The organism is Streptomyces sp. NPDC046925, assembly GCF_040644915.1.
GTDB lineage: Bacteria > Actinomycetota > Actinomycetes > Streptomycetales > Streptomycetaceae > Streptomyces.
The window spans coordinates 20,001-34,416 of the sequence record NZ_JBEYWZ010000002.1; the positions used below are offsets into that span (position 1 = coordinate 20,001).

At 68.0% G+C, this 14,416-nt stretch carries 14 protein-coding genes and 2 pseudogenes; 4 read left to right on the plus strand and 12 right to left on the minus strand.

Going from position 1 to position 14,416, the window contains the following annotated elements; genetic code table 11:
• Positions 1-244: 244 nt before the first annotated feature.
• Positions 245-824, plus strand: a pseudogene (locus ABZ906_RS06415) (replication-relaxation family protein); the annotation flags it as partial.
• A 3-nt stretch (positions 825-827) separates the two neighbouring features.
• A pseudogene (locus ABZ906_RS06420) lies at positions 828-1,235 on the plus strand (transposase); the annotation flags it as partial.
• A 248-nt stretch (positions 1,236-1,483) separates the two neighbouring features.
• Here ABZ906_RS06420 and ABZ906_RS06425 read toward each other — a convergent pair.
• Positions 1,484-1,882 carry an NUDIX domain-containing protein gene (locus ABZ906_RS06425; protein WP_361378175.1) on the minus strand — a complete coding sequence of 133 codons (399 nt, stop codon included), beginning with the start codon at positions 1,880-1,882 and terminating at the stop codon, positions 1,484-1,486.
• A gap of 69 nt (positions 1,883-1,951) precedes the next feature.
• Here ABZ906_RS06425 and ABZ906_RS06430 point away from each other — a divergent pair, with 69 nt between their 5' ends.
• On the plus strand, positions 1,952-3,307 hold the full coding sequence (locus ABZ906_RS06430) for a pentapeptide repeat-containing protein (RefSeq protein ID WP_361378178.1): 1,356 nt from the start codon (positions 1,952-1,954) through the stop codon (positions 3,305-3,307).
• A 155-nt stretch (positions 3,308-3,462) separates the two neighbouring features.
• Here ABZ906_RS06430 and ABZ906_RS06435 read toward each other — a convergent pair.
• From ABZ906_RS06435 to ABZ906_RS06455, 5 genes are all read right to left on the minus strand, one after another.
• Positions 3,463-4,280 (minus strand): IS5 family transposase gene (locus tag ABZ906_RS06435; RefSeq protein ID WP_361378181.1). Its coding sequence is split into 2 segments (ribosomal slippage): positions 3,463-3,929 and positions 3,929-4,280, totalling 819 coding nucleotides; the frame shifts between segments, so codons are not numbered across the junction.
• A gap of 156 nt (positions 4,281-4,436) precedes the next feature.
• Entirely contained in the window at positions 4,437-4,700 is a 264-nt protein-coding gene (locus ABZ906_RS06440) for a hypothetical protein (protein WP_361378184.1), read from the minus strand.
• A gap of 389 nt (positions 4,701-5,089) precedes the next feature.
• Positions 5,090-5,485, minus strand: a complete 396-nt coding sequence (locus ABZ906_RS06445; RefSeq protein WP_361378187.1) for a hypothetical protein — start codon at positions 5,483-5,485, stop codon at positions 5,090-5,092.
• A gap of 996 nt (positions 5,486-6,481) precedes the next feature.
• A complete protein-coding gene (locus tag ABZ906_RS06450; RefSeq protein WP_361378190.1) occupies positions 6,482-6,871 on the minus strand; it encodes a hypothetical protein in 390 nt (129 codons plus the stop codon).
• Positions 6,872-7,908: 1,037 nt separating this feature from the next.
• Positions 7,909-8,562 carry a hypothetical protein gene (locus tag ABZ906_RS06455; RefSeq protein WP_361378193.1) on the minus strand — a complete coding sequence of 218 codons (654 nt, stop codon included), beginning with the start codon at positions 8,560-8,562 and terminating at the stop codon, positions 7,909-7,911.
• A 751-nt stretch (positions 8,563-9,313) separates the two neighbouring features.
• Between ABZ906_RS06455 and ABZ906_RS06460 the strand changes: the two genes are divergently transcribed.
• Positions 9,314-9,775, plus strand: coding sequence for a hypothetical protein (locus ABZ906_RS06460; RefSeq protein WP_361378196.1), 462 nt, complete (start codon positions 9,314-9,316; stop codon positions 9,773-9,775).
• Between the two features lie 725 nt (positions 9,776-10,500).
• Here ABZ906_RS06460 and ABZ906_RS06465 read toward each other — a convergent pair.
• The 6 genes from ABZ906_RS06465 to ABZ906_RS06490 all read right to left on the minus strand — a co-directional run bounded on the left by ABZ906_RS06465 (position 10,501) and on the right by ABZ906_RS06490 (position 14,294).
• On the minus strand, positions 10,501-10,770 hold the full coding sequence (locus ABZ906_RS06465) for a class I SAM-dependent methyltransferase (RefSeq protein ID WP_361378199.1): 270 nt from the start codon (positions 10,768-10,770) through the stop codon (positions 10,501-10,503).
• Between the two features lie 667 nt (positions 10,771-11,437).
• Positions 11,438-11,809, minus strand: a complete 372-nt coding sequence (locus ABZ906_RS06470) for a hypothetical protein (protein WP_361378202.1) — start codon at positions 11,807-11,809, stop codon at positions 11,438-11,440.
• Positions 11,806-12,309, minus strand: a complete 504-nt coding sequence (locus ABZ906_RS06475; RefSeq protein WP_361381288.1) for a TetR-like C-terminal domain-containing protein — start codon at positions 12,307-12,309, stop codon at positions 11,806-11,808. Before ABZ906_RS06475 ends, ABZ906_RS06470 begins: the two co-directional genes overlap by 4 nt.
• Positions 12,310-12,379: 70 nt before the next feature.
• On the minus strand, positions 12,380-13,219 hold the full coding sequence (locus ABZ906_RS06480; protein ID WP_361378205.1) for a DUF899 family protein: 840 nt from the start codon (positions 13,217-13,219) through the stop codon (positions 12,380-12,382).
• A 367-nt stretch (positions 13,220-13,586) separates the two neighbouring features.
• Entirely contained in the window at positions 13,587-13,730 is a 144-nt protein-coding gene (locus ABZ906_RS06485) for a TOBE domain-containing protein (protein WP_361378208.1), read from the minus strand.
• Positions 13,731-13,817: 87 nt separating this feature from the next.
• Complete coding sequence (locus ABZ906_RS06490) at positions 13,818-14,294, minus strand: hypothetical protein (RefSeq protein ID WP_361378211.1); 477 nt, start codon at positions 14,292-14,294, stop codon at positions 13,818-13,820.
• Positions 14,295-14,416: the final 122 nt, after the last annotated feature.

The following is a 14,416-nucleotide window of genomic DNA, read 5'->3' on the forward strand; positions in this document are numbered from 1 at the left end:
TCCGGGCCTGTGGTCGGGCCCGACCACGGCCATTGTGTCCCCATCGTGACCGTGGTCGGGGCTCCGTGGTCGGCGGTCGGGTCGGGGGCAGCGGCTTTCCTCGAGGTGGGCAACAACCCCCTCGACCAACGAGGTTGGCCACGCCGACCCACCACGAAGGACACCCGTGACCGCTGCACCTCACACGCCCGGGCCCGACGAGCCTTTGCCCCACCAACTCCTGTCCGCGCTCGCCCAGCACCGCATGGCCACCACCGGCCAACTCCGCGACCTGCTGAGGCCGGGCGCAGCCCGCCAGACCCTCTCCACCCCGCTCAACAAACTCCGCCACGAAAGCCTCGTCGGCTACACGGTGCTGCCCCGGTCCAATCGCACCCGCGCCTGGTACCTCACACGGGAAGGCGCCCGCCTCACCCGCGGCTTCCCCGCCCTGCGCGGCCGCCCGCCCTACCCGATCACCTCGGCAACGGCCGCCTCCCTGAAAACACCGCACACCCTCACCGTCCTGCGCACCCACCTCGCCTTCGCAAAAGACGCCCGCCGACAAGGCCACGAACACGGCCCCTTCGACTGGACCCCCGAGATATCCCACAACCTCGGCGACGGCGACCGCCTGATCGCCGACGCCCTCATGCACTACACCCTGCCTCACCGACAACGAACACCGGCTCAAGCTCCGCGCCTTCGTCGAAGTCGACCGCACCACCATGAGCAGCGAACGCCTGGCCGCGAAACTGATCGAGTACGCCCGGCTGCTGACATACGAAGCCCAGCCCGCCGGCCGCCGCAAACCCGCACCCGCGGGCCCGGTCTGGCTGCGCTGGTGCCGCTGGCACGTGGGTGACCGCGCCATCCTCATCGCCTTCGACGCCGGCTACGACGCCCCGCGCATGGCCTACCTCCTCGACGGCCTCCCGGTCGAGGTACTGGGACGGATGCGCTCCGACCGCGTCATGCGACGACCAAAGCCCTCGCTCAAGGAGTACGCCCTGTCCTATCCCCAGGGCGGCAGGCCGCCGAAGCACGGCAAGGAGTTCCGCTTCGCCAAACTGGAGACCCGGGGCGATCCGGACGCGGCAAACGTGCAGGTCACAGACCGGTACGGCACCGCCCGCGCGATGGCCCGGGACCGCATCCACCCCCGGCTGACCACCCGCTCCGCCTGGATCGACCACACCGGCGAACTCCCCATCATCGAAGGCACGCTGATCCGCCTCCAGGTCGACCGCCTGCCCGAGCAGTCCCCGGCACTGTCCGGGCACGGATGGACCACGGATCCATCTCGCCCGCGCGGGGAACAGCGCCGCTGATCGATGCGATGCTGCGGTCAGAGATCCTGGTCAAAGGCGCCCTGGTTCATGAGCGGCTGGTGGCCGACTATGGCTTCACCGGCACCTACCAGCGGGTGAAGCTCTACATGCTCGACCGTAGAGGCGAAATCACTCTGCAGACAACGAGGCGCTCGTGTGCAGCAGTTGCCGACTCACGGCAGAGCAGGCCCCGCCAGGTAATTCCACACCGGCCCGTACACCCCGCCCGGAATCCGATCCTGCATCTCGTCCAGCGTCACCCACTCCGCCGCTGACGCCTCCCGAGGTGATACAGGCCGCGGCTCACCCGACAGCCAGCGGCAGACCACGTACACGACCCGCCGGCCCGTCACCGGGTGCAGCCGCTCGCCGACCACCGTCAGCGGCTCCACGACGACGCCCGCCTCCTCCAACGTCTCCCGGGCGGCCGCCTCCAGCGACGACTCGCCGCACTCGACCTTGCCCGCCGGGAACTGCCACACGAGATCCCCCTCGGGGACGGAGCGGCGGACCAGCAGCACGTTGCCCTCGTGCTGCACCACCGCACCCGCGATCACCGCAGTATCGTTCAACCTCAACTCCTGCTCTGAAGACGGCCGGCGCGTGTGTCCTGCGGACCAGAGACGGACATCATGCCGGGCATGAACCCCGCACGCCTCACCTTCTGGATGGAGACCCGATATCTCCCGCCAACCGGATTCGGCCTTGCTGCCCTTGGCCTCCTCGTCGTTCTAGTCCTCGCGTATCGCGACCGCGCCGAGCCCAACCCGGACGATCAAGGCGCGGTCGCGGCCCACGCCAAGCGGCGCCTCACTCGTTACATTGTCGGCGGAACGGCAAGCGTCGCGATGTTCATCCTGCTCTTCTGGCAGGGTCCCTGGTGGCTCGACGGCCTCCACATCCGCAAGACGCAACTCGAAGCAGCCGACGGCGTCGTCATCACCGGGTTCCGCACCGGCCTCGTCGCCCTGGCCGCCGGACTCATCGCCGCCGTCGGCCTCTACTACACCCGCGAAAAGCACCGCCTCGAGCGCGACGAATACCAGCATTCCCAAGATCAGTTCCGCGAAAGCCAGAAGCAGTTCGAGATCACACTCCGCGAAACCCAGAAGCGCGACGAGCAGCAAGCAGCACTCACCCGCGAGGGCCAAGTCACCGGACGCTATGTAGAAGCGATCAAGCTCATCGGATCAGACCGCAAGCATGAAATCCTCGGAGGGATCTACTCGCTCGAACGCATCGCGATCGACTCCCCGGACGACCGCGACACCATCGTCGAAGTCCTCGCCGCCTACGTGCGCACACGCCTCAACGGGCAGGCCGAAGAATTCGAGAAATTCACGGGAACCCTCAGTCCTGGCCTTTCACCCCAACTCACCCTCGAGGAAGACATCCGCGCCGCCCTGCGCGTCCTCGCCCGAAGTTGGCGGCGCGACCGCTCGAAGGCCGACCTGCGAACCATCAACCTGTTCGGATGGGACGCCAAAGAAGCCGACTTCACAGGAGCCGACATGTTCCAGGCGCAACTCCAGTCGGCGCTCCTGCCCAAGGCCGGACTCCAGCATGCACGGCTACAGGAAGCAGACCTCACAGAAGCAGTCCTTACGAATGCATTCCTGAGCGACGCCCTCCTCTTCGCCGCCCGCCTCAACAGAGCACAGCTCGAGGGAGCGTGCCTGCGGCGGGCCATCCTGCGTGGCACAGACCTCAACGATGCGACGCTGACCGGGGCGCAACTACAGGGCGCCGACCTCAGCGGCGCAAACCTCCAAGGCGCGACACTCACACAGGCCGAACTGGAAAATGCCACGCTCACAGACGTCTTCGGACTGGAGGTCGGACAGATCTGCGTGGCCAACATCTACCCGTCAACGCAACTGGGTGACACGTTAGCCGCGCACCCAGACGTGCAAGCGCGCATCGCAGCCTGCGAGGAAGCCCGCACCCAAGGCAAGCCCCCTCCACTGGCCGATCCCACCCAGCACTGGGCCACCTAAACCGGCAGCAGACGCTCGGGGTCATTGCGCTTGCATCTGCTCCGCGGCAGGGCATGATCCAGCGATCATGACACTCTTCGTAAGCGCTGCAGCCGATTCACTGCACGGGCATCCATTCTGCGGCAGCGGCCATACGCAGGACGGGCTAAAAGGCGCTAACAAAGGCGTTGGACGTGGCGGTGGGTGATCAGGCAGACGGCGAGGCCGAGGAAGGCTTCGTGGATGTCGTCGCGTCGTTCCCAGCGGATGCGCAGGCGGCGGAACCCGTGCAGCCAGGCGATGGTGCGCTCGACGACATAGCGGAAGGTACCCAGGCCGGTGCCAAGTGGCTCGCCTCGTTTCGCGATCACGGGGCGGATGCCGCGCTGCCAGAGCAGACGGCGGTACTTGTCGTGGTCGTAGCCGCGGTCGGCCAGCAGCGCGTCGGGGCGTCGACGCGGTCTGCCCACTGCCCCTGCGATGGCCGGGATCTTGTCGAGCAGGGGCAGGAGTTGGGTGACGTCGTTGCGGTTTCCGCCGGTCAGCGTGACTGCGAGCGGGATGCCCTGGCCGTCGGTGATGAGGTGGTGCTTGCTCCCCGGCCGTGCCCGGTCGACCGGGCTGGGGCCGCTTTTGGGCCCCGTCGGGCGGCCCGGACGTGCGAGGAGTCGATCACCGCCCGCGACCAGTCCAGCTGGTTCTTCGCGCGCAGCTTTTCCAGCAGGACGACGTGGAGTTGGTCCCAGACGCCGGCCTCGTTCCAGGCGGCCAGCCGCCGCCAGCACGTCATGCCCGAGCCGAAGCCCAGCTCCTGGGGCAGGTACTCCCGCTGGATCCCGGTGTGCAGCACGAACAAGATGCCGCACAGGGCCTGCCGGTCCGGTACCCGAGGTCTTCCCTCCACCAGCTTCGGACCCGGCTCGGGCAGCAACGGCTCGATCAGCGACCACAGTTCATCCGACACGACCCACGGCCGCGACTGACGCTTTCCCATACCCAGACTTACGAGCAGAAGGGCCGAACGTTTCATGATCAGCAGCTTTTGTTAGAGCCAGTAAGCGGACAAACGGGTCAGCACTCACTCCTATGTCATCCGGTTCCATCCCGGGGCTCTTCTCGTGCAGTGTCGATTTGGTTGGCACCTTCGACTCTAGAGAGAAGAGCCCTGCCCCATCGAGGAGTTGGCCGTGGTTTCCGTCTCGTGGCGGGCGGGGGTGAACAGCCCGGGATCATCCTCGTCCAGCCAGCCCCGGGCGACCAGGCGTTTCAGCTTTCCCCGGGTGCCCTCGATCTTGCCCGCCTCGGCAGGCAGACCGATCCGCGGCACGATCTGCTCGGCCCGCACCGGCCCCGGAGCATCCCGGACGATCTCCACGATGTCCCGGTAGATCCGTGGCAGGGCCTGTGGTTCCATCCCGGGCCGCCAGTGGGACACCGCCAGCCCCCCACCATCCGTCTCTCGGCACCTGCGAATGCAGACGGTTCCTGATCATCGCCCGTCGTCACGGGATCTGCTGCCTTCGAATCCGACGTGGCAGATACGCCCGCCGACATCTCGGCCATTACCTCCGAGACCGTCTCCCGGGCGATCCGCAACCGCTCCAGATCCTCCCGCGCCTCTTCCAACCGGCCGGCCACCTCGCCGAGTTGCCCCTCAAAGCCGTCCACCCGCTCCCGGGCCGCCGCCTCCCGGGCCTGTAGCTCCTCGAACAACGAGCCCATTCCAGTCGCCCCCTGCACGCCACGGCAGAGAGGCAAGCCTCCGAGCACACCCCGACCAGGGCCGGCCCGCAGACGCATACGCTAGTCATAGATGTGCTGAGGCAGCACGCGCCGTGGCAGTGGCAGACGCCACTCGCCCAGCCGGGCGACGAGAATCCGACGGGCCAGAGTGCGTACCTCGCTCCAAGTCGCATCGACAGCCAGGGCCTGGACCCATCGGCCAGCGTGATGGCGAACGTCCATCTCGCCCACCAACCGGTCAATAGCCCTGAGGTCCTGGAGGGCATCCGATTCAAGGGTTCCCCGCTCGGCCATTCCCTCGGCCAGATGCAGGACGAACTCGACGTCGTCGGCGACGGCGGCAGTCCTCACCTGGTACTCGCCGGCCCAGGCCAGCTGATCAGAAAGATCAGCAGCAAGGACGGCCAGCAACCGGGCTATCCAGCGCCGCCAGTAGTCGTTGTCATCGAGGCTCATACCAGCAGGATCGCACCGGCCCAGTCCAGCCCACCACCCTGCGCACTCTCCCGTCAGTACGAGCACACCAGTCAACGCGCCGCCCGCATAGCCGACCCATCTCCCATCCCCTGAGAAGAGCTGCACCCAACGCAGTGAGCCGTCGCTGGTCAGCGGCATCCGGCCGACTCGCTTCGCTGTCAACGGACCGTACGCACCACAGCAGCGGCCGGTTCCACGACAGGACGGGGCCGGGATCCCCGACCGGCGCCCGCGCATCGGGCTCCTCCCGGCACCGACCGCTTCCGCGGGTGCGGCGCCACCGGCCGCTGGAGGCACCCTCAGGAGGCGTCCGGCATCCGCCGCCGCAGGCGCACGGACGCCAGCGGGCGCTCAGAAAACCTGTGCGCGCGCACGGCATACGCATGTGAAGCCCCGGCCCGGACAGCCATGGCCGCAGCCCGCTCGGCGGCCTCGTGCGCGCTCTGACGCATACGGTCGGCCTCCCGCCGATGCGCGCCAACTCGGCACTCCTGCCCCATTCCCCCACCGCTTCCGACCGGGCTGCCTCCCGCACAAAGGATCCTCCGGACAGCCGCACCGCGCGAAGCGGGTGCGCCCAAGTGGCAGACCGCCCGCCCGAAAGCCTAGTGAACCCGCCCTTCCGGGCCAGCGAGTGCGTTGCCGGGCAACGATGTGCCGGCTGTGATGGACCACGCATCGAGGAGAACGCGGAGCGACGACGCCCGGCAAAGACAGTGGCCCCCAACCCGATGCTCAGGGCCCCGATGCGCTGTGGACGGGCGCGCTGAGGCGGTTGCCGATGTGGCGGCTCAGGTGTCGCAGATCCGCGCAGTACACGGAGCGTGCGATCAGCAGCCACTACCGGTCCCGCCGCCGGCTTGACATCAGCACTGGCAAGTCCCGTCATTGATCTCCGATGGATGACGCGCTGCGCCGGATCTCGTGGTGAAGCCGTCAGGCAGCACCCGCAGCACCGACGTTGAACAGGACATCTCAACGCCCGAAAATCGCCTTGAGCCCCGTCTTGGGACGCTTGGGAGGATCTTGCCCCTCTATCTCTTCCTCCATGAAGGCCAGCTCACCCGTACTCACCCGAAAATGCAGCTCGTCGGAGCGGTACTTCAATTTCACCAGCCATGACCCGTCGTGCATGCGGTACACGCTCCGGTACGGCCTGCCTCCCGCCCTGAGGAACCGCTCCATGCACTGCGGGATGTGGCTCCCGGCAAGCCCCTCGGCTCTCGCCTCGGCGGCAGCCCGGCCCCCATCCACAGGTTCGCCGGCCACCAGATGCCAACGGTGCAGGTAGAAGCTTGTCGACTCGACGCTCTCGAACTGTCGGGTGTCCTCTTCGACGAAGACATAAAAGGAAGGAGTAGCCACAGCCGGCGAGCATACGCACTGTCGGTAGCACGAGTCTGTCCAGGGAGAACTGGCACAGCACCATGATCCCGGCCCGCCCCTTGTGATCACTGCACAGGCCCCAGCCCGTGACAGCTCCGCTCACCGGCCCCAACCCGCGCTACTACTCCAGCACGCCCCCTGGTTCTCGATCAGCAAGTCGGCCAGGCAGGACACCAGGTCGCTGACCTTGAACGCCCAGTCCGACTGCTCGAATCGCCGAGCGGCAGAGGAACACGCAGTCCTGCAAAGCCGGAAACCGATCCCCTCTACGTGCGACCGCCCACAAACCGCCATCGCACCCATCGGCACCCGGCCCGCAAACCACCCGCGGCAGGAAGTTCCGGTGCCTCCGATCAACCCCCTGCCCTCCTACCCTCAAAGCAGGAAGCAGGACACACACACCGCCTCCCAGACCCCGAGCCGCGCCCCGGCCCCGGCCCTCCCGGCGTGACAGACAGCAGGGCAAAAGCCCGCGGCCCTGCCCCGCCGCCAAGAGGACACCCCGCGAGGTCCGACCGAGAGGGAGCCCCGGCCCACCGCACACCCCGGCCGCCGCCACGCCGAACGGCGGCGGCGGCCGGACAACTCCCAGCCCCCCCACCGCCACACCACCCTGTCCCCGGACCCGGCAGATCCACTACGGCGACGTCCTCGAGCCGTGGGTTGTTGCCCCCCCCGCCCGTCCGCTTTCCTGCAGGTAGGACGTGCGCTCACCTTCGCGAGCCGGAGCGGCAGCCGAGGCCGTACGAAGCCCCTTGGCCTCGGCCCCGCGGGAGTGCGCCCGAGCCAGGCGGAACTCGTCGGCCGAAACCGAAACGACAGTTTCCGGCCCGCCCGCCGCAGGTTCAGGGCCTGCCTGGGCGGAACCAGTTGTCACAGTCGTCGCGGTGACGAGCGCCGTGACCAGCAGGGGGATGCACAGATACCTCTTCGCGGACGGCGCCGACCAACCACTTCCTCCCCTCTAGCGCGCGTACCCGGCGACTCCGGCACCCGGCGGCTGCCGCGACGGCGGGTCAGTCGGTGACGGAGAAGAAGATCGTGTCCTGGCTGTACCAGTCGCATTCCTGGGTGCTCAGTTTCCATGCGTCGTGCTCGACGTCCAGTCTGCCGATCAGCAGCAGGAAGTCGTAGCTGAACTCGGGGTCTATCCGGTCAAGGACCGTGCGGTAGGCGTCGGCGGCGGGCTCGGCCCTGTCCAGCGGCCACATACCGATGTGCCGGCCGTCCACGGGATACGGGACGGGGAAAGGGATCTCGTCAGGCGGTCCGGAGAACAGGCGCGCATGGGGCAGCAGATCGGCGCCGACACCCAAGCGGCGCAGGTCGTCGTCCAGCGCGCTGAAGAAGGTGAAGGGCCGGGAGTACACGCCCAGCACCTCGGAATCGCAGGAGCAGACGTCGATGAGGCACTGCAGGGCCCGGTAGCAGGCGCCCGCCCCATTGGCGGCATCCGAGTCGGCGTGGCCGGCTATGAGATGCTCCAGCGCGTCCGGGACGGACAGGCCCTCGTTGACGCCCCGAGGGTCGAGGTCGGGCTGCGGGGTCCGGGACTTCTCGCGGGCCTGGGCCAGCGCGCGCTGCTGGTCCTCGGTGAGCCGGTCTGCGGCCCCCAGGAGCCCCGCGACGTCGGCTCGTTCGGCGGTGGAGTAAGTGATGACGCTGCTCATGCACGCCATGCTGCCAGCCGCCACCGACAGCGCCTGCGGCCAAGCGCGGCAGGGGACTTCTCCCCCGGTCGGCGGGGGTGACGCAATGACCGGTGTGTCACGGATCCCTGCCCGGCGCACTGTCGCCCGGCCCGGCTGATGGACTGAAGGCCCGGCAGGAACGGCACTGCGGGCGATCCGGGACAAGATCCGTGTCCTCCCCACCGGCGTGGGGGTGTTCCGCGACCTCCCAAGCCGGGTCAAGGATCATCGCGTCCTGCCCACCAGCGTGGGGTGTTCCGGGGTTCGTGAACGGCGAGTTCACGCCTCCGTGCAGAGAAGCGTGCGCCAGCCAGGCAGGAGGTAGTGAGGATGAGCAGCTCAAAGACGGTCTGTTAGCGCCACCCGGCCCGAGGGTCTATACCGACTGCGCAATCACGTATCTCCACCCCCGGCACATCCCTGCCCCCGTGCCCTGGTATCGCACGCATACCTTTGAAATCCGAGGCCATGATGAGAGCGGCCGGAACGTTCTCCACCTCTTCCCCCTCCGGATCGAGGGCAGAGGCCCGGTAGTAGCGTCTGGCGTGCTCGATCAGCGCATGAGCATCCGTCACCTCGCACTCGAACTCCACCGTGACCACGACGCGCTGCGGGCCCTCTTCACCAGCCATGTCACACCGTCCCCCGGGGCGGCCGCAGCAGGAAGCAGGCGGCCGGGCCCTACGATCGCGCCAGACCACGACGTTCGTCGAGACCGCGAAGGACAGGGATGGCGGGGAGACTGCCCGTAGACCGGGCCGAAGAGCGACTTCACCATGCGCTGGGCCGTGGACGGCAGACGCCCGCCGGACTGGACCCGGACGCGGCATGGCGCAGGTTCGTGCGCTTCGGCTCCCGGCGCTTCGACACCGCGCCCGGCGGAGACGGGCTCCTCCTGCAGTACGGGACGTACGCCTTCGAAGGACCGCCCCTCTTCACGCTGGACCTTGCACGGCAGTTCGAGATCAACGACGCCGCCGGCGAGCACGATCACTTCATCCAGCTCCACTGCGAATTCCGCTACGAACCCGTCCCCGAACTGCGGGCGCTGGGGCAGTTCGAGGACTGGTTCTTCCACGACACGGACGACGAACTCGACCGATGGGCCGACGGCCTCGGCAACCGGGGCTTCTGGCCTATCGTGCGCACCCACCGCCCCCGGGAAGTCAGGGTCTACCAGGAGCAGGTGTGACCGCAGTCGCGAAGCGACCCGCCCGGCGGCACTCCGCCGCCCCTCCCCAAGGCCTGTGCCAGAGCCCTTCTTCGGGGATCGTTTCGGTGCGACTGCTGGTTTCGCTAGCGCGCCTTACGAGATCGTCTCGAATGAGCTGGTGCCTGCATGCGCGGCCGCCTGGTCACGATTCGCCAGAATCCCTCAGATCGCATTGCCGAAGCGGAACGCGATGGGTGGCTCGGCGACGTGGAGGGACTACCGGTGAGTCATGCAGCCGCCGAAGAGAAGACTGCCCCAATCGATCCACAGGAGGAGCACAAGAGGTCCCCGGCCTGCCTCGGGTATCCCGCTGTCCTCCAGGCCACCGGCCGCACCACAGCGCAGAGGATCTATGCCTCGTCAGAGCGCCCGACTCGAAGCTCGCGGCTTGATCCGGGAAACGGCGCAAACGCTCAGGGCCGACGGCGCGCGAGAATGATGCCTCCCAGCCTGCTCTCGGCCGAGGTGAGAGTCTTGTGTGTCTCCACGGCGAAGCCGGCCTGGTTGAGCCATTCAATCGTCTTCTCCTGCTGCCGGCGATGGACATAAACCCTCATCGGATGCCCGCCATAACCCTCGGTCTTCAACCTCGACTCATCACCGACATGGAAGCTCAGCAGCAGCGGCCCACCAGGGCGAAGCACTCGACGGAAGTGCGCGAAGACCGAGCTGATCTCGTCGTCAGGGACGTGGATCAGTGAGTATCAGGCAACCAGTCCGGTCACCGAGGCGTCGGCCAGGGCGAGGTCCGTCATGGAGCCGAGCTCGAACCGCACACCTGGGTGATCACGGCGGGCCACATCCAGCATCCCGGGTGACAGATCGATACCGAACGCGTCCACATCCAGCTGCCGCAGGTGGGCCGTGATCCTGCCCGCCCCGCACCCCACATCCGCAACCGGCCCTCCGCCCCGGGCACGCACCAGGTCAGCGAACAGGGCCAGGACCGCGCGTTCCCCGGGCGTCTCGTCCAAGAGGTGGCGTGTCAGATCTGCGTAACCAGCAGCGACAGTGTCATAAGACCTCCGCGTATCTGCCAGCCAGTCACCGGCATTCATTCCAAACCCCACCCGCCACAGGCTACTCAACGCAGTTAGGCCGGCGAAGGCGAACAGGTACAACTCGCAGCGGTCGTGCAACGCAAGATCGTCTCGCCGAACGATTTCACCGACCTGGCCCAGCTCAGGGACCGGCTCCGAGCATTCGAAGACCACTACAACGCCACGGCACAGTCGTACCAGTGGAGGTTCACTACCTCCGATCTGGACGATCTACTGGCCCGGCTCTCCCGACGTCCATCCGCCAATGGACAAGAAGAATCCTCCGTCGCCCTGGCAGCTTGATCACCCCCCGAAGGATTTCAAGCGCCGACCACTAAGGACGCGGACGATCGCGGTACGGCGGGACCCCGCACGTCCACACCGTCTACCTCCACGACCTGAGCACCCAGTGGCCGAAGACGGCGTCCCCCACCCCTTCACGGTTTGCTTCGGGCGCGCGGACATCCCCGGCGGTGAACCCCTGTGCGCCCTAAGATCGTCGGGCACACTCCCCCACGCCGTCGCCGCTGCTTCGGCCGGGCTGTGGGCCCGCCGGCGCGAGCACCGCCACCGGCCACCGGTCCGGACCCGCAACGCGCCCTCAGGCAGAAACGAAGACGTCCTCGTGGGCCCCGTCGAGGATGAACCCGTTGTCGAAGCGGACCCGCACACTCACCCGGGGCCCCCGCTCCCGGAAGGCGGTCCACGCGGGTTCCAGAGCGCCGACGTTCTCCTCGAGTTGCTTCCTGCTCTCTGCGGGCATCTCGTTCCCGTAGGCGTCGAGCAGCGACTTGAGCCGCTCGTATTCGCGCACGTCGTCACTCTCCTCCTGATGACCGATCACTTGCTCGACGGTCCCGCCGGTGCCAGCCGCCAGGGACAGGAACCCGACGACGACCCCTGACACCTCGGCCGAATCGGTCAGCCGGGTGTCCGCTGCCAGCACCACCCGCTGGCCTGCTTTCAGCGTCATCCGCTCTTCCTCTCCCCTGCGCCAACGGCGTCCGCCGCGTCCGCGCGGTGCAAGAACGCCTCGACGAGGCGGTTGGTGAAAGCCCGGTCGACAGGTTCCGCCGTCACCAGGACGCGGTGGTAGACCGGCCCCACGAGCTGGTCGATCTCCGCCGCCATGTCGAGTCCGGCCGCAAGCTGGCCGCGTGCCACCGCGCGTTCCAGCGGTAGCCGGTCGCGACGGCGCTGTTCATCGAGGTACCCCGACCGCAGGGCGGCGGCGAACACGGCATCGTGCTGGGCATGCCCGACCAGGGCCCTGAAGACGGTACCCGCGTCGGAACGGGTGAGGAACAGGGCCAGTTGACGCAGGTGGGCGCGCAGGTCCCGGGCCAGGTCGCCGTGGTCCGGCGGGGTGAGGGCTTGGGCCGCGTCCTGGAGGAAGGCGTCCAGGAGGACGTCGGTCTTGGTCTTCCACCACCGGTAGACGGTCTGCTTGGCGACGCCCGCCCGGGCGGCGATGCCGGCCGCAGGGACCTTGGCAGGGTGACGCCGGAGGTGACCGTCGAGCTGTCAGCTCTTTTCGCGCCGTTCAGTGGCAATGACCTGGAGGCTGGGCCGGGCCCGCGTCCGTGGCTCCCAGATCGGCCGGGTACCCGGCTTCGAGGCGCGGCCACTGCGCGGTGGGACGTCCGCCCGACTCCTGCCGCAGGGGCGGCCACTGGGGAGCCCCGCCCAGGGTCCGGGTCGCCTGCCCGAGGCGCGGCCAGCCCGCCGGCGAGTCCTCCCATGCTTCCTGGCGGCCGAACACGGTCAGGTCCATGAGCGCGTAGCTGTAGTCCACCGCCTCGGCTCCACGGCGTTTGGTCCAGTACGTCTCGAAGACCCGGTCGCCATCGCGCAGGTAGCACACCAGGTGGAACAGACCCTGCTCACGGCCGGCGAGGAGCGTGTCCAGCGAGGGCTGGGCGGAGTACCACGCCATGTCCCAGCCCATGAAGGCACGGTAGCGAAGGCTCTCCTCGTACGACGTCTTGGCATCACCAGGGCCATAGGCGGTGTTCCGCCCCTGGCACAGCACCGCGAAGGTGATGTCGCGCGAGTGCAGGTAGGCCTGCTCGCCCACGTGGCTCATCACCCACGTACAGCCTTCGCACTGCTCGGCAGCGGGCCGGGCAGGCCACCACATGAAGTAGTAGGCAATGAGCAGACGCCGCCCCTCGAAGGCGTCGAGCAGCGTGAGAGGGCCGTGCGGCCCGATCAGCGTGCTGTCCGCAGCGACCTCGACCATCGGCAGCCGCCGGCGCGCGGCCGCGATCGCATCACCCTCACGGGTGTGCGCCTTCTCCCTCGCCCGCAGCACTTCCAGTTGCTCGTCGAACGCCGCACGGTCGACGACCGCCGGTCGGGCCCTGCTCTGGTCCCCGGACATCAGCACCTCCTGTGATCGCCTCGTTGCGGCCACGGGCCGACAGCGTAACGCCGGCCCGCAACACCGTCATGTCCAGCAAGCGACGCTGCCCCGGCCAGGCCGGCGAGGACGAAGAGCGATCAGTCGGCCGAAGCGGACTGGTACATAGGCCGAGTACCGTGTGCGGTCCAGTCTGAACCGCCATGTACAGAAAGACAGCCCGGCAGGGGCAATTCGAAGTCCGCCTCGAACGCGGACTGCGGGCGTACGTCCTCGCCTTCGGGTACGGAGAGGGATCCGCGCCGCGGATCCGGCAGCGGCTCAAGGAAACCTATGAGGCCCGCGCACGTCGGTGCGCGGGCCTCACTGCGGGGTTGGCCGGCCGGGGTCAGGCGGCGTCCGGCGAGACCTCGGTCGACTTGATCAGCGCGGCGACCGAGGACCCGGCCGTGCGGCCGAGCTCGCTGACAGCGTCCTTGGTGATCACTGCGGTGAGCCCGCCGCCCCCGACGTCAGCCTTGACGCAGGCCACGGGCAAAGAACGGACCGCGCTGCATCGCCTCCTCTCGCGCCCGGGGCGACACCGCCGGCCAGCGCCCCGGCGCAAGCACCAGGAGGTTCAGACGAGCACGCTCAACACCACCAGGACCCCCATCAACTCCACAAGCAACAACACTGCCCCATATCCCAGAACCTGCCCGGCAGACCACACCCGGTAGCCCGCCTCCGCGCGCACCACCACTCTGTGCGCGGCCAGCACTGCCGGCATGGAGACGCAGCAGAAGACTGACGCGTACAGCAACCACACCAGGCTGCCCCGCCACGAACTGAACACAGGCCCTTCGCCGCGAGAGGCCACGACCAACAGCGACAAGCTGACGACCAGCACCGACACCAGCAGGGCTGATGCCAGCACCCACCACCCACGCCTCCCGCTGCCCCTCCGCTGTGCCATCCAATGCCCGAGGGCAACAGAAGGCAGCACAAAGGCAGCAGACACCAACGAGGCCGCGAAGAGCAGCCCCAGCGCCACCAGAGGGAGCAAGAGGACTGACCTCGCCTCCGGGATCACCCCGAAGAGCGGCATGACCAGCATCAGGCAAAAAAGCCCTCCACCCACAGCACAGCCATCGACACCGACGCCGGTGCGGTGCCCCGTTGACCCCGCAGGTCCCTGCACAGCAGTTGCGTCATCCCGCCCCCCCCCCCTTTATCCGC

Coding starts and splice junctions, on each gene's coding strand:
- ABZ906_RS06430 (WP_361378178.1), top strand. CDS start 1,952: ATGAACCCCGCACGCCTCACCTTCTGGATGGAGACCCGATATCTCCCG.
- ABZ906_RS06440 (WP_361378184.1), bottom strand. CDS start 4,700: ATGGAACCACAGGCCCTGCCACGGATCTACCGGGACATCGTGGAGATC.
- ABZ906_RS06445 (WP_361378187.1), bottom strand. CDS start 5,485: ATGAGCCTCGATGACAACGACTACTGGCGGCGCTGGATAGCCCGGTTG.
- ABZ906_RS06455 (WP_361378193.1), bottom strand. CDS start 8,562: ATGAGCAGCGTCATCACTTACTCCACCGCCGAACGAGCCGACGTCGCG.
- ABZ906_RS06460 (WP_361378196.1), top strand. CDS start 9,314: ATGGCGGGGAGACTGCCCGTAGACCGGGCCGAAGAGCGACTTCACCAT.
- ABZ906_RS06470 (WP_361378202.1), bottom strand. CDS start 11,809: ATGACGCTGAAAGCAGGCCAGCGGGTGGTGCTGGCAGCGGACACCCGG.
- ABZ906_RS06480 (WP_361378205.1), bottom strand. CDS start 13,219: ATGTCCGGGGACCAGAGCAGGGCCCGACCGGCGGTCGTCGACCGTGCG.
- ABZ906_RS06490 (WP_361378211.1), bottom strand. CDS start 14,294: ATGCTGGTCATGCCGCTCTTCGGGGTGATCCCGGAGGCGAGGTCAGTC.